Below are 25,745 nucleotides of genomic sequence, written 5' to 3'. Positions count from 1 at the left end.
TAAATCATGATGAGCACCAAGGCAATCTGCAATTCAGAGGTGCCCCGGGATATCGTTCCTGCCCGGAGTTACCCGCTGTTCCTCAATCCGGCGGCAACTCCGTTGATAGTAAGCTGGATGGCGCGTGTTACCGCATCTGTAGCGTCCCCGGACCGGTACCGGCGCAACAGTTCCACCTGCAAATGATTGAGTGGATCGATATAAGGGGTACGATTGCGAATGCTGCGCGCCAGCGTGGGGTTATCTTGCAATAGTTCAGTTCGACCGGTCACGGCAAAAAGCCATTTCACGCTAAGTTCCCATTCTTTTTGTATCCGCCCGAAAACTTCGCGCCGCAGTTCCACATCCGTAACAAGTTCAGCGTAGCGCGAAGCAATACCCATGTCAGTTTTGGCGAGCACCATGTCCATGTTCGACAGCAATGTCTGCAGGAACGGCCAGGCTTGATACATTTTCTGCAGGAGTCCCAGTCCGTTGTCGCCCTTGCCTTCGCGCTGCACGAACATTTCCACTGCGGTGCCGAAACCATACCAGCCGGTAATCATCGCGCGGTTGACACCCCAGCTGAACGTCCATGGAATGGCACGCAGATCCTCTATCAGGTCGGATTTTTTGCGGGAAGGGGGACGGCTGCCGATATTGAGTCCCGCGATTTCCTTTATCGGAGTCGATTCCTGAAAATACCGGTTAAATCCGGGGGTCTCGTATACCAGGCTGCGATAAGCCCGCAGGGCATCGCCTGCCAGTACTTCCATGACTCCATAATATTCATCCGCGCATTGGCCAAGCGTATCATGACTCAGCAGCGTCGCCTCGATGGTTGCTGCGACCAGCGTTTCCAGATTACGCCGTCCGATCTCCGGATCGGAATATTTGCTGCCGATGACCTCGCCCTGCTCGGTGATGCGTATCTGCCCGTTGACGCTCCCCGGCGGCTGCGCCAGTATTGCCTGATAGCTGGGTCCGCCGCCGCGTCCGACCGTGCCGCCGCGTCCATGGAACAGCCGCAGCTCGACTTTATGCTTGGCAAAGACCTTCGTGAGTTCGGTTTCGGCCTTGTAAAGTTCCCAGTTGGCTGCGAGGAATCCGCCATCCTTGTTGCTATCGGAGTAGCCGAGCATCACTTCCTGAACGTCATTGCGCGAATCCACCAGCTTGCGGTAATAAGGGATCGAGAACAATTCATCCATGATGCGGGCACATCCACGCAGGTCGGCAATGGTTTCGAACAATGGAACAATGTTGATATGCAGGCAGGGTTTTTCTCCTGCCCGCAGCAGTCCTACTTCTTTCAGCAGCAGCGCCACTTCCAGGATGTCGGATATCCCATCAGCTTTGGAAATGACGTAATTGGGCAATGCCGCCGGACCAAAACGTCGGTGGATTTCGGCCGCCGTCTCCACGATATGCAATTCACTCTGGGCAAGCTCGGAATAGTCGAGGTAAGGCGAGCGCAGAAGACGCGGACTGCTGACTTCGGTCAGGAGACAGCGCACACGTTCTGCTTCCGGCAGATCTGAATAGCCTTTCAGGTTGGCGCCGCGTTCGAACAGTTCGGCCACGACCTGCTCATGAATGTGGCTGTGCTGGCGCATGTCCAACGGCGCGAGATGAAAACCGAATACTTCGGCCGCCCGCCGCACGCGACGTAGATCGCCCCGCGCGAGTAACTCCGACTTATGTTGTTCGAGCGAATGGATGACGATATCGAGATCGCGCACGAGTTCCAGGCTGTCAGTGTAAGGCTCCGCCGGACCGACCGGGCGCCGTTGCCTGATGGCGTGACCGAGCCCCATGCTGGTGGCAGCGAGGCGCGCGTAAATACCGATCAGGGCGCGGCGATAAGGCTCATCAGCGCGACTCGGCGCCCGATCGGGCGAAGCCTCGGCCAACGCCGCCAAGGCTTCGTCCACGTCGACCAGGCGATCAGTCAGGCTTAACCGGCGGCCGATCCGGTGGACCTCGCCCATGTAAAAATCCAGTGCCAGGGCGGATTGCCGCTCGGCGGCGTGCAGTAATACCTCATGAGTAACGAAGGGATTGCCGTCGCGGTCGCCGCCTATCCAGCTGCCGATACGAAGAAACGGAGGAATACGGGGAGCTTTATCGCCCATCCGGCGTTCAAGCAGATCTTCGATTTCCGCATACAGATGCGGCACTTCTGTAAGAAAAGTATAGTGATAATAGGCCAGGCCATTTTTGATTTCGTCATATACGGACAGACGCGCCGAGCGCAGCATGCGCGTCTGCCATAATATTTGAATGTTGGTGCGCAATCCCTCTTCGTTCTTGCTTAGCTCATCCGGGGTGAGCTGCACCCGGTCGCGCTCGTTCAACAAGCGAGCAATTGCCAACTGGCAGTCAAGTATGCTTCTTCGCTGCACTTCCGTCGGATGGGCTGTCAACACCGGCGAAACGAGCGCTTTGTCAAAGAACCGGCCAAGGGCCGCGCTGCTTGTTTCCTTGGAGAAAACCAGGTCGAGCGCGCGCGCGACACTGCCCGCCTGTGGTTGCGACCGGGCTAAAAGGTAGCTTCGACGCCGGCGGTTGTGATGCATATCCTCGGCGATGTTCGATAGCTGCGAGAACTGGCTGAATGCGCGAACAACTGCTTCGGTAGCCTTGTTGCTCAACTGATTAAGCAGTCTGTCCAGTTCCTGTCGCGCCTTCGGATCCTGGTCGCGGCGAAATCGGATAGCTGTCTGGCGAATATTTTCTACCAGATCAAAAGTAGGCTCGCCCTCCTGTTCACGCAGGGTGTCGCCCAGCATGCGTCCGAGCAGGCGGATGTCCTCGCGCAGAGGATCATCCTTCGGTTCCTTGTCATGGATGTAATTAGGGTTAGTATCAATACTTTCGCTTGGGGAAGCGAGCGATGCCATAAACAACCTCTTCTCTGGAAGATGTGGGCACATGCCCTAAGTACTTAGTTTGGCACTTCAGTTTGCTACTTCAGTCCGGCTTTGGCATCCTCCATGGTAAAATAAGCACTGGCAGGATTTCCAAACTTTTGTTTATTTTAATAGGAATGCCTAATTCATCCACTCCCAATAAAATAGTTATCGCGACACGGGAAAGCGCCCTTGCCCTGTGGCAGGCCAATTTCATCCGGGATCGACTGGCAGAATTATACCCGCAAATGGAGTTTCAAATATCCGGAATGACGACCCGGGGTGATCAGATTCTTGATGTGACGCTATCCAAAATCGGCGGAAAAGGTTTGTTCATCAAAGAACTGGAACAGGCGCTGGAGGACGGGCGGGCTGACATCGCCGTGCATTCGATGAAGGATGTGCCGATGGATATGCCGGCCGGATTCGCGCTGGCAGCGATTACGGAGCGTGAAGATCCGCGGGATGCGTTTGTCTCCAACAAGTATGCGAGGCTGGATGCGCTTCCGCCGGGGAGCGTAGTGGGCACTTCCAGTCTTCGCCGTGAAAGCCAGTTGCGCGCGCGCTTTCCCCATTTGCAGGTGCAGCCGTTGCGGGGCAACGTCCAGACGCGTTTGCGCAAGCTGGATGAGGGTCAATTCGCAGCGATCATTCTGGCGGCAGCGGGATTGAAACGGCTGGGGCTTGCGGAGCGCATAACCGCCCTGCTAAGTCCCGATCTCAGTCTGCCCGCAGTAGGGCAAGGCGCTTTGGGTATTGAGTGTCGTGCAGATCGCTCGGATTTGATCAAGCTCATGGAACCGCTGCATCATATTCCCACTGCACGCTGCGTCGAAGCCGAGCGCGCCATGAGTCGCGCCCTGGGTGGCAGTTGCGAAGTGCCCTTGGGAGGCTTTGCTGAAATCGACGGACATGTGCTTAGGTTGCGCGGATTTGTCGCCAGCCAGGATGGAATACGCATGGTAAGCGATGAGCTGAACGGGAGCCCTGATGATTGCGCTTCGATAGGAGCGCAGCTGGCAAAGAACCTGAAGGCAAAGGGTGCGGAAGAGATTCTGGTAGCGCTGGAATCGAAAGCGGTTGACCCCGTGAGCCATCCGTGAGCAAGCCGCTGACCGGGATCCATATCCTGGTCACGCGTCCTTCCCATCAGGCGGGGGGGCTCGCTGGGAAAATACGAGCAGCAGGCGGAGAACCCTGCCTGTTTCCGGTCCTGGAGATTCAGGATATCTCTGACCCACGCCCATTGCTCGAATTGATCGAGCGCCTGGATGAATTCTATCTGGCGATTTTTGTCAGCCCCAACGCCGTCAATAAGGCGATGAGCGTCATATGCGCGAAACGCGCATTGCCGTCCGATCTCAAAATTGCGACAGTCGGTCAGGGCACTGCCAGAACGCTGCGACGATTCGGCGTGAGCGGAGTAATCGTGCCTGCGGTGCGGTTCGACAGCGAGGCCTTGCTCGATATGGCAGAATTGGATCGCATCAATGTAGCGGGCAAGCGAATCATCATTTTTCGGGGCGACAACGGACGCGAACTGCTGGGGGAAACCCTGAGGAAACGCGGCGCTTCTGTCGAATACGCGGAGTGTTACCGCCGGATACGGCCGGAAGCGGAAATTGGACCGCTTCTCGCAGCCTGGACGCGGGGTGAGATGAACGGGGTTACCGTCACCAGCAGTGAAGGTTTGCGCAATTTATGGGAGATGGTGGGCGACTCAGGCAGAACATGGCTTGAAAATACGCCCTTGTTCGTTTCCCATGAGCGCATCGCGGGGGTGGCACGGAAATTGGGATTTAACCGCGTGATTGTTACCGCTGCCGGGGACGATGGGCTGGTAGCGGGTTTGCAGGATTATTTTTCCGGCCACATGGGTTGAAAGGTGACGGCAAAGGTAACAGCGGCGAAGGGCGCCAACACAATTTTGCTCCTACGCAATCATGGGCATGGAAACTCAGTCTGCTGATATTGATCAACCGCAGAAAGCAGGGGCGAGATGGCTTGCGCACGCCAATCCCCTGCTGGTTTTTGCTTTGATTCTGATCCTGGTTTTCGCCTGGCAATGGTACGACACGCGCAGTGAAATCGCAGGGCTGCGGCATGAGCTGGCAAGACGACTGGCCGAGGCGGATACTTCGGGCAAGGAGGCGCGCAATGCCGCAGCCGATGCCGTCGAGGCGGGACGCCGTGCGGAAACGAAGCTCGACCTTCTTGAAGATAAACTGGCTGAATCGCAGAGTCAGCAGGTTGCCCTGGAAGCGCTTTACCAGGAACTTACGCGAAGCCGCGATGAAGCAATGCTGGAAGAAGTGGAGCAGCTACTGCTTATCGCCAACCAGCAACTGCAACTAGCAAGCAACGTCAAATCCGCCCTGATTGCAATGCAGGAGGCGGATAGCCGGCTCCTGCGCACGGATCGTCCGCAACTGGCTTCTTTGCGGAAAACCATTGCAAAGGATATGGGTCTGCTGAAATCGGTGCCGTATGTTGACACCACGGAAATCAGTTTGCGCCTGGATAATCTTGCCGCCTCCGTCGATACGCTGCCGCTGGCAATGGAGTTTCGACCGCCTGAGAGCGCCTCTTCCCCGCCTCCCGTTCCCATCTCCGAAAATGTATGGCTGCGCTTTCTGCGTCAAGTATGGGAGGATTTCAAACGGCTGGTGCGGATACAGTATATGGACAGCCCGGATGTCGCCCTGCTGTCGCCCTCGCAAGCGTATTTCCTGCGCGAGAATTTGAAGTTGCGGCTCTTATCCGCGCGCTATGCGTTGCTTGCGCACAACGGCCCCAGCTTCAAGGCTGACCTCGACGCGTCCAGGGAGCAGATCGGGCGTTATTACAACACTCAAGCCCAACCTGTCATCGATTTCCGGGAAGCATTGCAGCAATTGGGCGAGACTGATATCGGGGCTGAGTTGCCGCGTATCTCCGCAAGTCTCGATGCGGTTCGTAACTACAGGTTGACGCGTGACCGGGGAAACAGGTGAAGGGGGCGCTCTGGCTTCTGGCCCTGTTCATGATTGCCGTGGCGGTTACCATCGCCGCCACTTATAACAGCGGCTACGTGCTGATTGTCGCCCAGCCCTATCGTATAGAGCTGTCGCTGAATCTGCTGGTGCTATTGCTGCTGGCCATCATTTTGATGGGTTACCTGGGAATGCGACTTATTGCATTTACCGCCCGGCTGCCTGCCGAGCTGAGTGAATTTCGCACTCGCAGGCGTCGGGAAAAGGCTCTGGAAGGAACGCTGGAGGGTCTCAAGGCGTTTTTCGAGCGGCGTTATGCGAAGGCGGAGAAATCCGCCGCCACCGTCCTGAAAATGGAGGATTCCACCGCTTTCAGCGCCATCAATGCCATCGTTGCCGCGCGTGCAGCCCATGGATTGCGAAATTATTCCCGCCGGGACGAGTTCATTGCACAGGCCGAAACCAGCGCGCCGCAAGAAGTGGCATTGCGGCTGATGACACAGGCTGAATTGCTTCTGGACGAACATCGACCTGAAGAAGCGCTCCGGCTGCTGCACCACCTGCCTCCCGGCGAGTTGCGCCGACATCCGGGTGCCCTGAAGCTGGAGCTGGAAGCCCAGCAGAACGTTGGAAACTGGAATGCGGTGCTTGAATTGCTCGGCCAGCTGGAACAGCACGATGGTCCTGAGGCAAGCCTCGTAAAACAACTGAGAGGCAGAGCGCATATAGAGAATCTCAGAAGCAGAATGTTGAATCCGCAGGCACTGAAGGAGTATTGGGAGAGCCTGTCTCCGTCGGAAAAAAAGGATGGCAAAGTTGCTGCTGCGGCCGCACGCGCGTTTTCTGCAACAGGAGATTGCGCCATGGTGCATCATATAGTCGAGCAGAGCCTGGAGACCCAATGGGATTCGGAATTGGCCAGGCTCTATGCGGAATGCGCCGGCAGCGATCCCTTGCGGCAGATAGAACGTGCCGAGGCATGGCTTGAAAGGCATTCCAGTGATGCATCCCTGCTGCTAGCTCTGGGAAAGCTCTGCGTCAATGGGGAACTGTGGGGCAAGGCTCAGAGCTATCTTGAAGCCAGTTTATCGGTCAAACCGGGATATGCGGCGCACCTCGCGTTGGGACAGCTGAATGAGAAGCTCGGGCAGCCCGAACTGGCAAGGGAGCACTACGGCAAAGGACTGGAACTGGCTGTAAGGCAGCTGGAAACAGCCGCAATGGCCGAATAATGGATGGAGTAGTGCCGGAAGTCCTTCAGACTCTGTTCCATTCCCGATGTCGTTTCGCAGAGCTGGGAAGAGGGGCGCAAGGAAGAAAACATCATGCTTTTGGCGGACTGGCTGAAGTGGCTGAAGTGATGAATGCATCCGAAAAGAATTCTTCTTCCGGAAGGCCGCGCAGGCGCGTGAAATCCCTGTGAGCGGCTTCGACCATGGGCGGCGTGCCGCACGCATACACCTGATAGCCGCTGAGATCGTCGAAATCCTCCAGCACAGCCTGATGCACCAGGCCGGTCCTTCCGTTCCAGTTGTCAGAGGGTAGCGGCTCCGACAGCACAGGAATAAAAGTAAAATTGTCATGTTCCTGTTGCCAGCTTCCTGCCAATTCAGGGGCATACAGGTCAGCTCTGGTACGGTTTCCCCAATAGAGCACGATCTGCCGCTCATGGCCGCGGGGATTGGGCCCGTGAAATACATCCTCGAGGATGCTCTTGACCGGTGCAAATCCCGTGCCGCTGGCGACAAAGATGATCGGCTTGTCCGAGTCTTCGCGCAGAAAGAACGTGCCGAGCGGTCCTTCAAAGCGGAGAATATCCCTCTCTTTCATCTGCATGAACACATGCTCGGCGAACGCGCCGCCCGGATAATTACGCACATGTAACTGAAGCAGCTCATCGTCATGGGGCGCGTTGGCCAGTGAAAAACTACGGCGCTTGCCATTTTTCATCAGGATGTCGATATACTGCCCCGCCAGAAATTGCAGCCGTTCGTTGGTGGGAAGCTTGAGGGAGATGATCATCACATCGGGTGCGACCCGTTCGAGCTTCTGCACCCGGCATGGAAGGGTTTTGATCTTGATGTCCTTTATGGCGCCGATTTCGCGGCATTCAATGACAAGTTCCGAGAGGGGTACGGCCCGGCAAAACAATGCCATTCCCGCCTGTTTTTCCGTTTCCGTCAGAGCGTTCTCGTTATAGCTGCCGAAATCCACTGTTCCCTGTATGATTTTGCCCTTGCAGGTCCCGCAAGCGCCATTGCGGCACCCATAGGGGAGCGGAAAACCTTCCCGGAGCGCGGCCTGGAGAACAGTCTCGCCAGGCTGGGCGAAAAACCTGTGTCCGCTCGGCTGGATAGTAATTTGATGAGACATCTGATTACGATTACGGATGAGCCAGCAAAAATAAAAATGGAATGTCGGTAACTAACATGAAAACGATAAAGCGAACACTCTTGATCGTCGGTTGCGGTGATATCGCCCTGCGAGCGGCTCCCCTGCTGCTAACGCATTACCGATTGCTGGGCCTGTACCGGAAGCCCGAGCAATGTGCTTCGCTGCGTTCGCTAGGGATTACGCCTGTATCCGGCGATCTCGACATACCCGACAGCCTTGATAAACTTGCAGGTGCGGCAGATGCCGTTTTACATCTTGCTCCGCCTCCCGCGCGCGGTCGCACTGATACCCGTACCGCGCATCTTCTGGCGGCCCTGACGAGGCGACCAAAAATGAAGCGCTCAATGTTACCACAACGCTTTATCTACATCAGCACCAGCGGGGTATATGGGGATTGCAAGGGAGCTCTGGTAAACGAGACGCGGGCGATCAATCCTCTGACGGAACGTGCAGTGCGCCGGGCGGATGCGGAAAGGCGTGTTCGCCATTGGGGACTGCGCAACGGTGTGAATGTTTCGATTCTTCGTGTACCCGGGATTTACGCCGGCGATCGCCTGCCGCTCGCACGCCTGCGTGAGGGGGCGCCAGTGCTGGCGTCGGAAGACGACGGTTATACCAATCATATTCATGCGGACGATCTTGTGCGCATCGTTGTTGCTGCGCTCCGATATGCGCGACCAGGAAGGGTTTACCATGCGTGCGATGATTCAAACCTGAAAATGGGCGAATATTTCGATCTCGTAGCGGATAGATTTGCTTTGCCGCGGCCTTCGCGCGTTCCTCGTGCCGAAGCAGAAGGCCGCATCGCACCCGGCATGCTCTCATTCATGCAGGAGTCGCGACGACTGACCAATATGCGGATCAAGCAGGAGTTGCGCGTACATCTGCGCTATCCCACTGTTGCGGAGTGCCTGGGGGCGGCGGGATAGACCGTAAAACAGGTAAAATAGGTCCATTTTCGATGGAAGCAAGCAGATGTCCCAACCGCTCCAACCCTACACCGCTCCGGAAACGGGATACATACTTGTCGTTACCGGCCTTCCCGACAAGGCGCGGGCGGTCTTGCTTGCGCACAAGCTGATCGAAGAGCGCTTGGCCGCGTGCGTCAACATACAGAGCGAATGCACTTCCATCTACCGCTGGCAAGGCAAAATGGAAAGCGGCGTCGAGGTACCGGTCTTTATTAAAACGGTTGCGCAGCATTATTCTTCAGTGGAGCGCCTGATAAAGTCCATGCACCCTTACGAACTCCCTGAAATCATTGCTGTCCCAATAAGCAGCGGATTGCCCGCATATCTGCATTGGATTTCCGGCGAAACGTCGAATCCGGATAAAAATTGAAGAGAATCTGGTTGTCATGCCCCTGAACCGATATAGCCGATATTCCCTGCTGTTTCTCTGCCTTTTCAGCACCAGCGTCTTTGCGGAAGAAGGAAAAACTTCCGGATTTCTTTCGGGTTTGCAGCAACTGCGCTCGACCTTGGGCCAGGATCAGGAGGAGCAGGAATTGCTGCCCCCTGACGAGGCTTTCAAGCTGAAGGTTAAGGCACGGGACGCAAATACGCTTGTGGCGCAGTTCGAGCCGGCGAAGAACTATTATCTTTACAAGGATAAGGTTGCGTTCAAACCGCAGACCCCCGGAACCACTGTCGAAAACATCTCTCTCCCGCAGGGAGAGATGAAAAGCGATGTGACCTTTGGGGAGGTCGAGGTTTTTAACGAGCCGTTTGAAGCATTGATTTCCCTGAAGCGGACCGCGCCCTCTGGCGACAAGCTGACGCTTGTTGCCACTTATCAGGGTTGCAACGAGCCCATCGGTGTCTGCTATGCGCCCATAAGCAAGGTAATCGATCTGACGCTGCCGGTTGCAAAGGCAGCGGCCGGAGCGGTCGCCAATGCAATGAGCGCCGATGCATCCGCCGCAACAGGTTCCGCTGGAGAACGCCTTGATGCAACTGACGAGTTGTTCCAGTCGAAGGATGGTTCGGCCGCCATCGAGACGGAATCGTTGGAAATCGAGAGAATGTTCCAGACCGGCAACTTCTGGCTGATTCTAACCGGCTTCTTCGGTATCGGCCTGCTCCTCTCCTTTACTCCCTGTGTATTTCCCATGTTCCCCATTCTATCCGGCATTATCGCCAAGGGGGGGCAGCACGTTACCAAGCAGCGCGGATTCATCCTGGCCCTGGCCTACGTGCTCGGAATGGCCATTACCTATGCTATCGCCGGGGTCGCAGCGGGACTCTCCGGAGCAATGCTGTCGGCGACCCTGCAGAATGCCTGGGTACTGGGCGCGTTCGCGCTGATCTTTGTAACACTCGCATTTTCCATGTTCGGGTTCTATGAGCTGCAGCTCCCCACCTTTTTCCAGAGCAAGATTTCGGAAGAGGCTGGACATCTCAAAGGGGGACACCTTACGAGTGTATTCGGCATGGGCGCCTTGTCCGCACTGATTGTCGGACCGTGTGTGGCAGCGCCTCTTGCGGGCGCGCTGCTGTACATCAGCCAGACACGGGATGTAGTGCTCGGAGGCTCGGCGCTCTTTGCCATGGCGCTGGGCATGGGCCTGCCCTTGCTGTTGCTGGGCGCCTCCGCCGGCGCCCTCCTGCCGAAAGCAGGTGCATGGATGGAAGGAGTCAAGCAGTCGTTCGGGGTATTGCTGCTGGGGGTGGCAATATGGCTGATATCCCCGGTGATTCCTGCTGTGGTGCACATGCTGCTATGGGCCGCCCTGCTGATCGTGTCGGCCATTTACCTGCATGCGGTTGACCCGCTGCGGCCGGATGCTTCCGGTCCCCAGAAATTCCTCAAGGGGATAGGCATGATTGCCCTGCTGACGGGCATCGCGTTGCTCGTCGGCGTGTTTTCCGGCAGCCGCGATATTCTGCAACCTCTTTCAAAGCTGAATATTTCAGCGGCTGGCATGGAAGGGGCAAAAAAGGACGGTCTCAACTCAAACGAGCATTTGCCATTCCAGAGAGTAAAGTCGGTAGCGGAACTGAATCAGCAGATCCTCCAGTCGAGAAACAAATACGTAATGCTGGATTTTTATGCAGACTGGTGCGTCTCCTGCAAGGAAATGGAGCGTTTCACCTTTACCGACCCAGCTGTCCAGGCACGATTGAAAGACGTTGTGCTGCTGCAGGTTGATGTGACAGCAGGTACGCCCGAGGACATGGAGCTTCTCAAGCGCTTCAAGCTGTTCGGGCCGCCGGCTATTCTCTTCATGGACAAAGAGGGACGTCAAGTTCCCAACGTCAAAATCATCGGTTATCAGGATACCCCTGCTTTTCTGAAGATACTCAACGCGGTGCTGATCTAGCTTTCCCCCAGCAGCGTAATTTAATTGATCCGGAGTGCGCACAGGCAACCGAACTCGTGAGTTGCGGTGGCCGGGTCAGGATTTGAAGCTTATTTTTCTCAGGAATAACAATGACAAAATTGCGACAGGTATTGTTGTACACGGGTGTTGCCATACTTGCGGTGGCAGCAGGAGTCTTATTGCGCGGCCAGTTGGGGAGCAATGATGTGGCATCTCCTCCGGACGCCGCTGTCGCTACCAAAGGCGCCGAAGCGATACTGGCGGCGAGTTTTCCTGATCTCGAGGGAAATATCCAGCCGGTTTCGCAGTGGCGGGGAAAAGTTATGGTGGTGAATTTCTGGGCGAGCTGGTGTGCGCCATGCCGCGAGGAAATACCCGAGTTTATCTCCTTTCAGGACAAATTTCGTGATAAGGGACTGGTCTTCATAGGTATTGCGGTGGATCAGAAAGAAAGGGCGGCAGCATTCAGCAAGGAAATGGGCATCAATTATCCGGTCCTCGTGGGCGATATGAAAGCGATGCAGATCGCGGGCGCTGCGGGAAACATCCAGGGTGCACTGCCTTTTACCGTCGTGATCGACCGGAACGGCAAAATGATCGGTAGCAAACTCGGTCGATTGAGTGAGAGCAAGCTCGAATCCATGATCGGGCCTTTACTCTAGGAAACCGCTGAAAAAATCCCCCGCAGGCGTGGAAGATTGCATTTCGATTATATTTCCCAGCTTCTGCCCTAGCCCCCGAGCGCCCTGTATACGTTATAAAGACTGGTTATCATGATCAGGGAACCCACCAGTATGAGCAGGGTCTTCGCGTGCAGTTTTTTGCATAGAACTGCCGCAAACGGCGCGGCGAACAAACCACCGAAGACCAATCCCGCGATGATGGGCCACGTATTGGTTTCCATCAGCAAGGTGAAAACTGCGGCGCCGGTCAGGGTCAGGAAGAATTCGGCGAAATTGACGGAGCCTATGGTCGTGCGGGGATCGTTTCCCGTACTGACCAGCGTGGAGGTTACCACCGGTCCCCATCCCCCCCCGCCTGCCGCATCGACGAATCCGCCAAACAGGGCGAGCTTTCCGACATGCTTCGGCGGATTCTTGCGCAGACGCAAAGACCGGAACGCTTTGCTCAGTATGTAGATTCCCAGCAGCAACAGATACACGGAAACATAGGGCTTGAACAGGGCGCCATCGACCTGCGTCACCAGCACCGCCCCCAGGATACTGCCAAGGATGCCGGGCACGAGCAACCGGACGAACAAATCCTTGTTCACGTTGCCGAACTTGACATGCGAAATGCCGGAAACGCCGGTGGTAAAAATCTCGGCGATATGGACGCTCGCGCTGGCAACCCCGGGTGTGGCGCCCGAAGCAAGCAGAAAGGTAGTAGCTGTCACCCCATAAGCCATTCCCAGAGCGCCATCCACGACCTGGGCGAAGAACCCGACTATTGCAGCATTCCAGAAAATGCTGCTGCTCAAGGTCTCGCCAATGATCTGCCAGCCCCCGAACCAGTTATTGGAAATAAAAAAACGAGCGGCCAGAAAAAGGATCAATAAGATCAACACTGCCACGGCGAACCAGGCCGCCGCGTGAAGGAGCGGGTGAGTGCCGGGATGGGAGACAGGTTCCTCGACGGGAGGAATTCCCAATTGCTGATGTTCGATATTGATCGGGTTGCCTGACAGATCCAGGTTGCGAATCTTCATACCTTATTCCTGTCTCTTCTATAAGCGCAACACTATACCGACAGGCATGAATATCCAGAAATAACCTAATAGAATATGTTTATTCTTTTGTTATTTCGGGGAGCGGATCAATCCACAAACCTGCTCGACAGATGGCCGATATCATCCTAGTCATTCATTTTCTGTTCGTGCTGTTTGTCGTCGGCGGTCTGCCACTGATCTGGCTGGGTAACTGGATAGGGGCGAGCTTTGTACGAAATCGAAGGTTCCGGTTTGCCCATCTTGCCGCTATCCTGTACGTTACCGCCGAGTCCCTTCTTGGCGTGGTATGTCCCCTGACATGGCTGGAAGATGCGTTGCGTGGAAGGGCAACCGAAACAGGTTTCATCGAGCGCTGGCTGCACCTCGTCCTCTTCCATGATCTTCCGGAATGGGTATTTCTGGTAGCGTATGTGTTGTTCGCGCTCCTGGTGGTCATTACTTTCCGCCTCATTCCGCCGCAGCCCCGCCGCTCATCGCGATGACTTCCGGTTGGAATTGACCCGTTTTTCTGCGCAGCGTAAAGTCATGCATAGAAAGAAGTTCATGTACAAGAGAGATTGAAGCCTCTACACCCTTTTACCCTTTTGCGCGCCGGGCAGCTACTTTCCGAAAACTCTCATTCATGTCTTCCCTCACAACGTTCTTGCATCGCTTCATCCGCCATCGCCGTTTCCTGATCGGTCTGAGCGTTTTCGCCGGGATAATTATCCTGTTTGGTCTGCTCAGCTATTTCTGGTTGCCCGGATATGCCAAGGCAAAGCTGGAAGAAGCTTTATCGGAGGTTCTGCACCGCCCCGTTACTGTACAGTCGATCGACATTCAGCCCTATACGCTGGAATTGACAATTCGTGGTTTTCGAATAGGCGAAAAAGAGACAAGCGTAGACGCAGACAAGAATCTTTTTTCCTTTGATGAACTTTACCTGGACCTGAGTATTGCCTCTATTGCCCATCGTGCGCCCGTGATCAGTTCGGTTTCGCTCAAAGGGCCGGCTATGCGTCTCGTTCGCGAAGCGCAGCAGCAGTTCAATATCACCGATCTGATAGAAGACTTCATGAAACGGCCGAGAGAAGAGGAGGAAGGCGGCAAGAGCATGTTCTCGGTACGGAATATTGTTATTGAAGACGGCCGCTTCGAATTCGTCGACCATGTGAAAAAAAGTCAGCAGGAGATATCCGACATTCAAATCGGTGTGCCTTTCATCGCCAATTTCGAAAGTGCGGAGGAAACATGGGTAGAACCGCGCTTCAGCGCCAAGGTGAACGGTGCCCCGTTCAATCTCACCGGGAAGCTGCGGCCTTTCACCACAAACCGTGAAGCGACCCTTGAGATCAGGTTGAGCGATGTCGATCTGACGCGCATAGATGAGTATTCCCCCATTCCAGTCGGTATTCACCTTCTCTCCGGGTATGTTGACAGCGAACTCTTGTTGACGTTTACCCAGGTCGACGGCCAATCGCCTGCCCTGGTTCTCACAGGCAATGCCGCCTTAAAGAAGCTGAAAGTCGAGAATCATTCGGTGGAGGCGCCCTATGCTGCCACACTGGGCGAATTCAACGTCCAATTGACTGAAATAAACCTGAATGCAGTGAAGTCTTCGCGAGCTGCCATAGTCCTGACGGAAATTGCGGTGACGCCGGAGGGGAGCGCTGAGCCCACACTCAGTCTGCCGAAGCTTGCCCTGGAGGAGATCGTGGTCGACATCCGCCAGAAGAATGTTAGCCTCCGCGCTGCAACTCTGGATCGCTTCAATGTCTCATTGCGCCGCCATAAAGATGGCCGGCTCGATCTTGCCAAGCTTTTTACCCCGATTACCCCGATAAACAGGGCGGAAAAGGCATCGCAATCCTCTACCCCTCCTTCTCCCAAAGCGGATTCAGGCAAGCCATGGACGGTAAAACTTGGAAGCTTCAAGCTGGCGGATGCCGCGCTGCGCTTTGAAGATGCCACTTTGCCGGACGTAGCTCCCATGGTGGTCAATACCCTGGATCTGGCGGTCAATCAGATCGACTTCAGCGGCGCAACACCCTCCCAGCTCGAGCTCAAGGCAGAAGTAAACAAAACAGGCAGCCTGGAAACAAAAGGTAGCCTTGCCTGGGCACCGGTCGCCGCGGACCTCGCAGTCAATGCCAAGGATGTCGATCTTGTTGCATTGCAAGGCTGGGCTGGAGACCGGTTGAATGTGCTGTTCTCGCGCGGCGCATTATCCTTCCGCGGCAAGATCAAAGCGGATGGGGGCAAGGGGCAGGAGCGACCTGAACGGGCACGGGGAGAAAAGGCATCGCCGCTAAAAGTGGCGGTGCGCGGCGATGGGAGGCTCACTAATTTCAACATGCTGGACAAGGCGGACGCCACCAACCTCATGCGTTGGCGAAGTGTCGATATCAAGGGTATCGAGTTTGCCAATGAACCTCTCAGCATCAATGCCGCTGCGATCACGCTTACTGACTTTTTTGCCCATGTCGTCATTACTCCTCAAGGCGAGTTGAATCTCAAATACATCGTGCGGCAGGAGGAAACAGCAGTTTCTCCCTCCCAGGCTGCTGCTGCGCCGGCAACCGAGCCGGAACCGGCGCGCGCATCTCCTGAAATATCGCCAGCTGCGCCCGTTCCTTCACAGCCCCCTCCGCGCAAGAATCTACCCATCAGCATAGGTCGTATCGTGATGCAGGGAGGGCACGTCAATTTTCAGGACCAGTTCATTCAGCCCAACTATCGCGCCTACTTGACCGATCTGGCGGGACGCATAGGACCGCTCAATCCCCGGAAAACCGGGGAAGTGGATATTCGGGGCGCGGTAGATAAAACGGCGCCATTGAAAATCAGCGGGTCGGTCGATGCCTTCGGCAGAGAACTCAACCTTGATATTACAGCCTCGGCCAAAGGTATCGATATGCCTACGTTCAGCCCCTATTCCGGGAAATATATCGGATACGCAATCGAGAAAGGCAAACTATCGGTCGACGTCCACTATCATGTTGAACACGGCGAATTAACAGCGGAAAACAGCATCTTCCTGGATCAATTGACTTTCGGTGAGAAAATTGAAAGTCCGGATGCAGTCTCGATTCCGGTCAACCTCGCATTGGCGCTGCTAAAAAACCGACGCGGAGAAATAGATATTCGTCTCCCTATAAGCGGTTCCATCAACGATCCGAAATTCAGCCTGGGAGGCATAATTGTCAAAGCAATCCTCAATTTGCTGACCAAAGCAGCCACGGCACCTTTCACGGTGCTCGGATCGCTTTTCGGGGGAGAAGAGCTATCGGAGATCAATTTTACCGCGGGCGAGGTAAAGATTCCGCCAGAGGCAGAAGAAAGACTCCAGAAGTTAGCCCAGGCACTGACAGATCGGCCAGCGCTCAATCTCGAGGTCACCGGTCATGCCGACGCTTCGATTGATCCGGAGCCTTTGAAACGGCGTGTACTTGAACGCAAAATCAAGGCGGAGAAATTGTCAGCGGATATCAAAAAAGGAAAATCTTATGATTCTCTGGAAGATGTAACAGTGACACCGGAGGAATATGAAAAATACCTGGAGCAGGTTTACAAGGATGCCAAGTTCGAGAAGCCGAAAAATTTCATCGGCCTGTCAAAAAGCCTGCCTGCGGAAGAGATGGAGAAGCTGATGCTTGCCAATATCGACGCGGGGGATGCAGAACTACAGGAGCTTGCCGAAAGCCGGGCGGTGAGTGCACGGGACTGGCTGATTCAGCAGGGAAAAATTCCTGATGCTCGAATTTTCGTACTTTCACCGAAAGTTGAAGCAGGGACGAACCGCGAGAAGGCGGGCAATCGCGTGGAGTTCTCGCTCAGGTAAGCCCTCGGCAGAAGCGGCATTTCCGCCTTGATCAGTTAAGGAAATGCCCCTTGCCTGGCGCCCGCGCTATTGCGTCCCTGTATTTTCTGGCAGCCTTAAAAATCCACCTGAAAGCGTGTCAGCCACATATCGAGATTGGCATTGTTAAATCCGGCACTGCGGCGGTCCGCCACGCCCGCAGTATTTATATCGAGAACATGGATATAATTGGTCATGACACGAATATTGGAATGAGGGTACCAGTTCAGCCCAAACTTGATGAGGTTCGCCTTTCCACCCCTGATGGCTCCGTCATTCATGTTCATGTAATCGTATCCAGCGGCAATTTCCCAGGCTCCCCAGCCCGGACCGGTGAGCTGAAAATTCTGGAAAGGCTTTATTCTGTTCCATGCCCCATTCTTGACGTGGTAAACACGGGATTCGCCAGTCAGGAAATAGCTTAAGTAACCGTAGAAGCCGAACAGCGATTCCCCGCTGTAGCCATGGCCGTTTACATGGGTTTGCAGATACTCTCCCTGCGCAGAGAACGGACCATAGACCAGGGCAGTTTCCGCACCCCAGCGAGTATAGCTTTCCACCCGCCGCGAGTTCAGGTCGTTCTTGTTGCCGAAACTCAGGTTGCCCGTGTTCAGCACATTGGTTCGGTCCACATTGGCGCCGGGAAAAGATGCGAAACTCATTCCGCCATTGGCGAAGTCGCCATCTCCTTCGTATTGGGTGTTGACCCGAGTATACGCTGCTGAGGCTCCTACATGCCAGAACTTGGTCTCGCTCTCCATCCAGGGTCTGCCGGAAATACGGCCGACTCCTTCCCAGCTGGTGTCCCCCGAGCCATTATTGCGGCTGTTGTTGCCATTGGGATTGACTGACGTCGAGGCGCTGGACCAGCTTCCCACCGGCTCGGTCTGGAAGGAGATTCCGGTTTGCCAGCGCGGCACGGCATAGTTGACGCCTATCCCGGTCTTGTAGACGTTGGGATTATCGAGAAATGTGTTCACGGCCATATTCCGTTCGATAAACGTCAGGAAGCGGTTACTGGTCGCTTCCTCCAGGCTGAATGGCTCCTTGAACGACCCTACCTTTACTGATAGCGGACTATCGAAGTTATAACGGATGAATGCGTCCGTGATTCCCGATGTCACCGATCCGTTTCCGCGGCTGAAGTCGAACTCGAACTTGTAGTCCCATTTTTTGAACATCGTGCCTTCCACGCCAAGACGGGCGCGCCGGATATTGGCGCCACTGTTCAGTTCATAAGGGCGATCATTGGGTGCGGGCGGCAAGACGTCATTGGTAATATTATATTGCGAGTCGGCTTGCAGGCGTCCATCGACCTCGGCAGTAAAGTTGCCATCAGCACTTTCAAAATGCAATCCGGGTCCATACTTCATCCTGGTTTTTTCAGTTTGCTTGACCCGCTCTTCCAGTGATGCCAAATCGCTGGCGAGCCGCGCTTCACGCATCTTCGCCTTCATTTCGATGTCCCTGCGGGCTGCCATCAGTTCTGCCGGATCTGTTTTTTCGGTTGCCCTCTCCGCTATCCGGCTATCGGGGCTTTCCACCGACGCATCAGCGGTTTTACTGGTTTTACCGGCGGTTTTTGTCCCAGCATCCTCTTCCCTGACGAAAGAACCGATGTGCACACGGCCGGGCCCCGGTTTCGCATAAATTTGCTCGGTTTTGGTATCGACATAAAGATCAAGGGCGAAAGCTGCGGACGATAAGCTTGAACCCAGGACGGTGGCGAGTGCCAGTGTAAGCTTGCGTAATTTCATCGGTGTATTCTCTTTTTGGATGTTTGATAAAAACCGAGGGGAGAATAATTCCGACAGATGTCTGCTTCATTGCGGTTTTGTAACAGTTTTATGACAAACCTGATGATTTCGGGCTAGGTCGGCGCCTGAAAAGTGTTCAGCAAAGTTTTTAGCATGCCAACCACGCATTGTTCCAAACCGGAAGCGGCGGCAGCCAGGGGCAATATAATGAAGTGACATAGAAAAACAATGGCTCGGCATGCGCTACATTTCACTTTTTCTTTTGCCGTGATAGTCTATGTGCTGTTATTGAATTACCAACTCCGGTAAGACTTGAAACCCATCGAAGAGGAAAGCTTATGGAAATGCATGTATATGATACTTGGGTGAAAGCCAAGGATGGCCGCACCATGCACTTTGACGTGTTCACAAACACGAGAGACGACAAGAAAGCGATCGAGTATGCGAAGCAGTGGCTGACTTCTGTTGGCGAAGGCGATGCAACGGTTAGCAACAGGGAGTGCAGGTTCTGCCACAGTGAAAAGGCTCCCGCCAATGTCGAGGAAGCCATCAACAAGGACGGTTACTTCATCTACAAGATGGAAGGATGCAGGTGAGCCTGCGGGCTGCTGCGCGAATAATCCAGGAAGAAATTGGAGGAGGTCTCAGAGGATCGGTTGAAGTTGTAAATGAATTCGAGGGATGATACGCATCCGCAAAGCCTTGCTGGTTCTCCACATCGGCTCTGTTCAATATCTCAGCGTTTTGGTGCTCATGTTCGCTACCCCGCTCTGGGGTAACGACCTTGTCAAAACTATTGAACGTGTCAAGCCCTCGATCGTAGGGGTGGGTACTTTCCAGAAAACACGTTCGCCCGCTCTGAATTTCCTCGGAACCGGTTTTGTATTGAATGATGGCCTCCATGTGGTTACGAATGCTCATGTTGTTCCCGAGGTGCTGGACGTTGCCAATCATGAGTCCTATACCGTCATTACCGGCAAAGGAAAACAGGGCGAACTCAGGTCTGCCGACATTGCTGCAATCGACAAGGAGCACGATCTGGCGGTACTCAGAATTTCCGGCGAGGCTCTGCCAGCCATGGAACTGGGGGATGCGCGCAAGGTGCGCGAAGGGCAGAATCTGGCTTTCACCGGTTTTCCGATCGGGATGGTCCTTGGGTTTTATCCGGTTACCCATCGGGCCATGGTTTCATCCATCACGCCGATTATTTTGCCCGCGCATAATTCGCGGCAACTCGACGCGAAGATGATCAACCAGTTACAAAAACCCATTTATGCGGTTTTTCAGCTCGACGGCACCGCGTATCCGGGCAATAGCGGGAGTCCGCTTTATGATCCCGAATCCGGGGTAGTCTATGGTGTAATCAACATGGTATTCGTAAAGGGGAAGAAGGAGGCGGCGCTCAGCAATCCGAGCGGCATAACCTATGCTATCCCTGCGACCTATATCCAGGAACTGCTGCGTCGCATCGAACCGAAGTAAAGATGTAATTGAAAACCTGCTCATACCCGCAATCTCGAGTGATTTTTGGATATTGAGAGTAACTGGAAGGAGAAATAATGCAAACCGTTACCGTGGCAATAGCGGACACTGACGCCGGCAGGCGTGCGAAATTGGAACAGTCTTTGCAGGAAGGGTCGGGTATCGAGGTGTTGACAGATGTAATGTCCGACCTGGACGGGATTCCGGCGGCCCATGAGCTTGAGCCTCATAAAAACCTTGTATCAACTGAAGATGTAATTGCCAGGATTACTCAACTCAAGCCGCGTATTCTTTTTGTCAATCTCGATTTATCCATTGAAAGGGAATGTGCGCTGCTGGAAGCTTTACAGCGGACATGCCCCGAAACGCTCGTGTTACTGCTGACTGATAAATCAGTTCAGGAGGAGCAGATCATACAGGCCTTGGCAAATGGAGCGCGCGGGTGCCTGAGCCATGAGACTGATCCTCTTTATTTTTTGAAGGCTGTTCGTGTCGTGGACCGCGGGGAGATCTGGGTGACACGGCAGATGCTGGGCAAGATAATGGACAGAGTGCTGCACTGATGACTCGTTTTTTTCCGGGAGAACTTCTTGATCCTGCTGGCTAGCGCTTCTCAGGACGATCTGTATCATTGGGAGCACGGGGTGCGCACCCTGTCTCCGATATTCTGCTCGACCAATCTTGAATCCCTCAAGATTGAACTGGCTCGTTTAAAGCCCTCAGTTCTTCTGCTGGATTATGACTTACCGCAATTGAATGGTCCAAGTGGAATTTCGGCGCTTATAAAATTGCACCCGGAGGCTAAAGTGATAGTCTTGAGTCACCCCCTTCCGGACGAGGCTGAGTGGGCGTTGTTCAGAACCGGTGTCAAGGGAGTTTGCCGGCGCGATATCGATGGAGAGCAGCTACATAGTGTGGTGACAGCAGTGCAGCGCGGTGAGCTCTGGATTCGAAGGACGCTCAGCTGGCATCTGCTGAATGAGCTTGTTACGATCACCCAGGAAAAGACCAAAATCAAACAGGCGGTTGGAGAACTGCTTGCCAATTTGACTCAACGTGAATATGAAATTGCAACGCTTGTGGGAAACGGTGAATCGAACAAGCAGATTGTCCGCCGGCTGGATATTACGGAGCGCACGGTAAAAGCTCACCTGACGGAAGTCTTTCGCAAGCTGGATATTGCCGACCGACTCAAGTTGGCTTTGATTGTCAAAGGATCCATCTACCCCGGGGACTCCTCGAAAATGAGCCATTGAGTGTTTCGCATCCGCCAGGTTTCCTGACACCGCGGCGCCTTTTTCAGCATGAAACCTTGGAAAACGCGCTAGCGTATTCAAAAAAGATTTTGCTCAATAGCCAATAATCCATCCAATACTTCAATCCCAATATCCTTTTCGCCTCTGGTTCCTGCGGATTTCTGCTCCACTTCTCCTTTCCATGTTTTCGCAGTGTTGATACGGGAGACTGCGCAGCGCCCGGACAGTTCTCGATGTACCAAAGTCCAATTGTCCCTGCTGTAGAAATTGATATGATGTGGCGATCCAGTTCGGAAAACGAATACTCATTCGAAGAATGTCTCATAATCTAGGAAGTTAGATACTTATGACTGCAGGAACGGCGCGTGCTCCGCTACTGGCATCGGGGAATCGAATGGGCGGCCCGGCAGTACTTTAAGCAGTGCGTTTAATCCGGCAGATAATTTTTCGCACGGTCGGACCTGAAGTCTTTCTGCCGGATCTTCGGTTCGACAAAAGGAAAGAAATGGCTGAAAGAGGCAGCGCGAGCTGTCTTGCCCGTTACGGCACAGGGTGAGGGGTGAAAATTGTTTCGTATTTCTAATCATTACATATCAAGAACGGTAGTCCTGCTCATCGGCGCGGAAGTATTCGTACTGATGTTCGTAGTGTATCTTGGAACAGGTCTTCGTTTTTTTAACTACGTTGAGCCATTTTCTCTCTCTTCGCTGCTACCGGAAGCTGGCACCTTTGCTTTTGTCATGATCCTGTGCATGGCTGCGATGGGACTGTATCAGCTCGATTCGCGGCTGGATATGAAGGATACCTTGTTCCGCCTGATGCCATCCTTACTGGCCGGATTCGGGATTATGACCCTGATATTCTATCTGGTGCCCGATCTCTATCTCGGGCGAGGCATATTGGGACTCGTAATGCTTCTTGCTTTTTCCGGCATTCTCATGACGCGCGCGGCTTTTCTTAAATGGTCGAGCCTGCGGCTTCTCGAATCCCAGGCCATTGTGCTGGGAATAGGCGGAAGGGCCAGAGAGTTCGTCGATCGGGCGAAAGAGGGTTCCAGACACAGGGGGCTGAAGATTGTCGGTTTCGTTCCCCTGGCCGATGAAGAGTTGCAGGTCCCGGCTTCCTCGGTATTGCCCAGAGTGGATTCCCTGATGTCCCTGGTGAATCGTCTCAAGGTGAGGGAGATCATCATCGCGATCCAGGAACGGAGAGGAGGATGCTTCCCGATACAGGATTTACTGGAATGCAAGCTGAACGGCGTCAAAGTTACCGATTCAGCGGCTTTTTTCGAGCGTGAGCAAGGCAAGATTCGCGTCAATTCCCTTTACCCGAGTTGGCTGATTTTTGGCGGAGGATTCGATCAGAGCCTTCTCCGAACCGCCATCAAGCGGGTTTTCGATGTGGTTGCGAGCATCATATTGTTGATTATTACGTTACCCGTCATGGCCGTCACTGCGCTTTGTATTCTTCTGGAGGACGGCCGTCCGATTTTTTACCGCCAGGAAAGGGTAGGAAAGGGCGGTAAGACCTTTATGGTGGCCAAATTTCGCAGCATGCGGAATGATGCCGAGAAGGGGGGAAAGCCGCAGTGGGCGCTGACAGATGATCCGCGTGTGACACGTGTCGGTAGAATTATCCGTAAACTGAGGATCGATGAGCTTCCCCAGATATTCAACGTGCTTAACGGGGATATGAGCTTCGTCGGGCCACGTCCGGAGAGACCTTATTTCGTGAACCAGTTGATTGCGGAAATTCCCTATTACAACGTCAGGCACAGCGTAAAACCGGGAATAACGGGATGGGCGCAAGTTCGCTATCAATATGGGGCCTCGGTGGAAGATGCGATCGAAAAGCTTCAGTACGATCTCTACTATGTGAAGAACCACAGTTTGTTCCTTGATGTCATTATCCTGATAGAAACCATCGAGGTTGTCCTGCTAGGCAAGGGTGGAAGATGATTTTGAGGAACTCTAGTCCGAGATGCTGACGACGGTAGCCACCGCCAGCTACGCGATGGCTGGAATGGCGCATCTGGTCTTGGCTGCGCTCCTGCTTACAAGCTGGCGAGGGCGGCTGCATGGCATGATGCTCCTTGTCGCGTGCCTGCTTTCGGTACTGTGGGCCGCCTTCTTTGCTTATCAGGCAAACCAGAATGCTCCTCTTTCCCTTTCATCGGATGTGCTGGAGATTCTGAGAAATGCTGGATGGACAGGTTTTCTGGTGGTGCTGCTGGGACTCCACCAGCAGGAAAAAAATTCCTCCGGGGCAAGAACTTCCCCAGTTCTCACGGCCATTGCATTGCTATACACCGGTTGTCTTTTTATAACGGCGTATTCGCATGGGAAGGATGACCCTGCGTTCCACGCAACGGGTGACTTCACGAGCAATATAGTCGGAAGTCTCGCCATGGCTATACTGGGTATGATCCTCGTAGAGCAGGTTTATCGTAACACCCCTCTACGACAACGATGGGGCATAAAGTTTGCGTGTCTCGGCATCGGCGGTATCTTTGCTTACGATTTTTATCTCTACAGCGATGCTTTGCTTCTCAAGCAGATCAATCCCGAGATATGGGCAGCACGTGGAATAATCAATGCTCTGGTCGTTCCGCTTATCGCGGTTTCTGCTGCGCGCAATCCCGACTGGTCGCTGGGGATCGCAGTGTCGCGCCGAATTCTTTTTTATTCGGCTGCCCTGTTTGGTGCCGCCGCCTATTTGCTGGCAATGGCGGCCACCGGTTACTACCTTCGATTTTTCGGAGGAAGCTGGGGTACCGTCATGCAGGTCAGTTTCCTGTTTGGCGCAATCGTTCTTCTTCTGGCGGTGCTATTCTCCGGAACCCTGCGCTCCTGGCTCAGGGTCTTCATCAGTAAGCATTTTTTCAGTTACAACTATGACTATCGGGAAGAATGGCTGCATTTTACCCGCACTCTCGCTGAAGGCGAGCATGGGCTGGAGGAGCGCGTAATCCAGGCTTTGGCGCAACTGGTGGAAAGCCCGGGAGGAAGCTTGTGGATCCGGAAGGAATCGGGGAGCTTTGAACCCGTCGCGCATTTGAATATATCGCCGGCAGGCGGGGCGGAGTCCTCAAGCAGCCCCTTCTGTCAATTTCTGGAAAACAAGGAATGGGTAATCGATCTGGGAGAATATGCAGCAGGTCCCGAAAAGTACGCAATTCCTCTGCCCCAATGGCTGCACGCAATTTCCAGGGCATGGCTGGTCGTGCCGCTGATTCAGCATCGAAAATTGTTCGGCTTCGTAGTGCTGGTCCAACCGCGGAGCAAGGTCAAGCTGAACTGGGAAGTAAGCGATCTGCTCAAGGTCGCCGGGAAACAGGCGGCAAGCTATCTGGCGCAGCACGAGGCCGCGAATGCCCTGATGGTGGCGCGCCAATTCGAGTCTTTCAACCGGATGTCGACTTTCGTCGTGCATGATCTGAAGAATCTCGTTTCACAGTTGTCCCTCTTGCTCTCGAATGCCGAGAAGCACAGGAAAAATCCCGAATTTCAGCAGGACATGATAGAAACCGTATATCTCTCGGTGCAAAAGATGAGGCGCCTCCTGGAAAAATTGAGCAGTGGCGATTCGCCGGAGAAGCCTGCTCCCCTCGTTATTGCCGAGTTGCTGCAGGAGGTGGTGAAAAGCAAATCCATTACCGAACTCAAACCTGTTCTCGAGATACTGGATCCCGATCTTTCCGTATATGCAAACGCTGCACGCCTGGAGCGCGTCGTTGGCCATCTCATTCAAAATGCAATTGAGGCCACTGCACGCAATGGACAAGTATGGGTTCGGCTAATGCGAAAGAATGATTTTGCCGTAATAGAAATAAAAGACACGGGACACGGCATGAGCGAGAAATTCATTCGTGAAAAGCTGTTCAAACCTTTCGAGTCCACCAAGTCGGCAGGCATGGGAATAGGCGTTTTTGAAAGCAGGGAGTACGTTTCCGAATTGGGCGGGAAGGTGGAAGTCAGCAGCAGCGCCTCGAATGGTACGATTTTCCGGATCATTCTGCCTCTTTACGGAGCGCGGACTGTGGGTATTCAGAAGGCGGGCTGATTTAATGAATTCGAGGGACCGTAATACCGGTAATAAGAGGAC

The 25,745-nt window shown here is 54.2% G+C and carries 20 protein-coding genes; 16 read left to right on the top strand and 4 right to left on the bottom strand.

The window, feature by feature from the left end; all coding sequences use genetic code 11:
• Positions 1–68 precede the first annotated feature (68 nt).
• The gene (gene ppc, locus NMUL_RS14020; protein WP_011381970.1) at positions 69–2,882 is read right to left on the bottom strand and encodes a phosphoenolpyruvate carboxylase; all 2,814 of its coding nucleotides are present in this window, start codon (positions 2,880–2,882) and stop codon (positions 69–71) included.
• Positions 2,883–3,028: 146 nt separating this feature from the next.
• On the opposite strand from ppc, the gene hemC reads away from it, so the two are divergent.
• From hemC to NMUL_RS14000, 4 genes are all read left to right on the top strand, one after another.
• On the top strand, positions 3,029–3,994 hold the full coding sequence (hemC, locus tag NMUL_RS14015; protein ID WP_011381969.1) for a hydroxymethylbilane synthase: 966 nt from the start codon (positions 3,029–3,031) through the stop codon (positions 3,992–3,994).
• On the top strand, positions 3,991–4,773 hold the full coding sequence (locus NMUL_RS14010) for a uroporphyrinogen-III synthase (RefSeq protein WP_011381968.1): 783 nt from the start codon (positions 3,991–3,993) through the stop codon (positions 4,771–4,773). The genes hemC and NMUL_RS14010 overlap by 4 nt, the downstream gene beginning before the upstream one ends.
• Before the next feature lie 67 nt (positions 4,774–4,840).
• Positions 4,841–5,884 carry a uroporphyrinogen-III C-methyltransferase gene (locus tag NMUL_RS14005; protein ID WP_238529834.1) on the top strand — a complete coding sequence of 348 codons (1,044 nt, stop codon included), beginning with the start codon at positions 4,841–4,843 and terminating at the stop codon, positions 5,882–5,884.
• On the top strand, positions 5,881–7,095 hold the full coding sequence (locus NMUL_RS14000; protein ID WP_011381966.1) for a heme biosynthesis HemY N-terminal domain-containing protein: 1,215 nt from the start codon (positions 5,881–5,883) through the stop codon (positions 7,093–7,095). Before NMUL_RS14005 ends, NMUL_RS14000 begins: the two co-directional genes overlap by 4 nt.
• A 91-nt stretch (positions 7,096–7,186) precedes the next feature.
• Here the strand turns inward: NMUL_RS14000 and NMUL_RS13995 are convergent, their stop codons facing one another.
• Positions 7,187–8,236 (bottom strand): CDP-6-deoxy-delta-3,4-glucoseen reductase, encoded by a 1,050-nt coding sequence (locus NMUL_RS13995; protein WP_011381965.1) that lies wholly within the window; start codon positions 8,234–8,236, stop codon positions 7,187–7,189.
• Positions 8,237–8,292: 56 nt separating this feature from the next.
• Here NMUL_RS13995 and NMUL_RS13990 point away from each other — a divergent pair, with 56 nt between their 5' ends.
• The 4 genes from NMUL_RS13990 (at position 8,293) to NMUL_RS13975 (ending at position 12,241) form a co-directional block, all read left to right on the top strand.
• Positions 8,293–9,186 (top strand): SDR family oxidoreductase, encoded by an 894-nt coding sequence (locus tag NMUL_RS13990; RefSeq protein ID WP_041352660.1) that lies wholly within the window; start codon positions 8,293–8,295, stop codon positions 9,184–9,186.
• Between the two features lie 46 nt (positions 9,187–9,232).
• Positions 9,233–9,598, top strand: coding sequence for a divalent-cation tolerance protein CutA (gene cutA / locus NMUL_RS13985; protein WP_011381963.1), 366 nt, complete (start codon positions 9,233–9,235; stop codon positions 9,596–9,598).
• 16 nt (positions 9,599–9,614) lie between these two features.
• The gene (gene dsbD / locus NMUL_RS13980) at positions 9,615–11,579 is read left to right on the top strand and encodes a protein-disulfide reductase DsbD (protein ID WP_011381962.1); all 1,965 of its coding nucleotides are present in this window, start codon (positions 9,615–9,617) and stop codon (positions 11,577–11,579) included.
• Between the two features lie 110 nt (positions 11,580–11,689).
• Positions 11,690–12,241 (top strand): TlpA disulfide reductase family protein, encoded by a 552-nt coding sequence (locus NMUL_RS13975; protein ID WP_011381961.1) that lies wholly within the window; start codon positions 11,690–11,692, stop codon positions 12,239–12,241.
• Positions 12,242–12,309: 68 nt separating this feature from the next.
• Here NMUL_RS13975 and NMUL_RS13970 read toward each other — a convergent pair whose 3' ends face one another.
• Positions 12,310–13,287 (bottom strand): sulfite exporter TauE/SafE family protein, encoded by a 978-nt coding sequence (locus tag NMUL_RS13970; RefSeq protein ID WP_011381960.1) that lies wholly within the window; start codon positions 13,285–13,287, stop codon positions 12,310–12,312.
• Between the two features lie 131 nt (positions 13,288–13,418).
• Between NMUL_RS13970 and NMUL_RS13965 the strand changes: the two genes are divergently transcribed.
• Entirely contained in the window at positions 13,419–13,790 is a 372-nt protein-coding gene (locus NMUL_RS13965; RefSeq protein WP_011381959.1) for a DUF2784 domain-containing protein, read from the top strand.
• 140 nt (positions 13,791–13,930) lie between these two features.
• Positions 13,931–17,128 (top strand): DUF748 domain-containing protein, encoded by a 3,198-nt coding sequence (locus tag NMUL_RS13960; RefSeq protein ID WP_011381958.1) that lies wholly within the window; start codon positions 13,931–13,933, stop codon positions 17,126–17,128.
• A 95-nt stretch (positions 17,129–17,223) separates the two neighbouring features.
• Here NMUL_RS13960 and NMUL_RS13955 read toward each other — a convergent pair whose 3' ends face one another.
• Positions 17,224–18,903, bottom strand: a complete 1,680-nt coding sequence (locus tag NMUL_RS13955; RefSeq protein WP_011381957.1) for an OprO/OprP family phosphate-selective porin — start codon at positions 18,901–18,903, stop codon at positions 17,224–17,226.
• A 338-nt stretch (positions 18,904–19,241) separates the two neighbouring features.
• Here NMUL_RS13955 and NMUL_RS13950 point away from each other — a divergent pair, with 338 nt between their 5' ends.
• The 6 genes from NMUL_RS13950 to prsK all read left to right on the top strand — a co-directional run bounded on the left by NMUL_RS13950 (position 19,242) and on the right by prsK (position 25,703).
• Entirely contained in the window at positions 19,242–19,499 is a 258-nt protein-coding gene (locus tag NMUL_RS13950) for a DUF2024 family protein (protein ID WP_011381956.1), read from the top strand.
• An 85-nt stretch (positions 19,500–19,584) separates the two neighbouring features.
• Entirely contained in the window at positions 19,585–20,385 is an 801-nt protein-coding gene (locus tag NMUL_RS13945; RefSeq protein ID WP_011381955.1) for a S1 family peptidase, read from the top strand.
• A gap of 77 nt (positions 20,386–20,462) precedes the next feature.
• Positions 20,463–20,948, top strand: a complete 486-nt coding sequence (locus tag NMUL_RS13940) for a response regulator (protein ID WP_011381954.1) — start codon at positions 20,463–20,465, stop codon at positions 20,946–20,948.
• A 27-nt stretch (positions 20,949–20,975) separates the two neighbouring features.
• Positions 20,976–21,641, top strand: coding sequence for a LuxR C-terminal-related transcriptional regulator (locus NMUL_RS13935; RefSeq protein WP_104009684.1), 666 nt, complete (start codon positions 20,976–20,978; stop codon positions 21,639–21,641).
• Between the two features lie 566 nt (positions 21,642–22,207).
• Positions 22,208–23,599 (top strand): TIGR03013 family XrtA/PEP-CTERM system glycosyltransferase, encoded by a 1,392-nt coding sequence (locus NMUL_RS13930; protein WP_011381952.1) that lies wholly within the window; start codon positions 22,208–22,210, stop codon positions 23,597–23,599.
• A 22-nt stretch (positions 23,600–23,621) separates the two neighbouring features.
• Positions 23,622–25,703, top strand: coding sequence for an XrtA/PEP-CTERM system histidine kinase PrsK (prsK, locus tag NMUL_RS13925; RefSeq protein WP_041352659.1), 2,082 nt, complete (start codon positions 23,622–23,624; stop codon positions 25,701–25,703).
• Positions 25,704–25,745: the final 42 nt, after the last annotated feature.

The sequence above is a fragment of the Nitrosospira multiformis ATCC 25196 genome (genome assembly GCF_000196355.1).
Lineage (GTDB): Bacteria > Pseudomonadota > Gammaproteobacteria > Burkholderiales > Nitrosomonadaceae > Nitrosospira > Nitrosospira multiformis.
The sequence above is the reverse complement of the archived record's forward strand: the minus strand, read 5'-3'. Positions and strand labels throughout refer to the sequence as shown.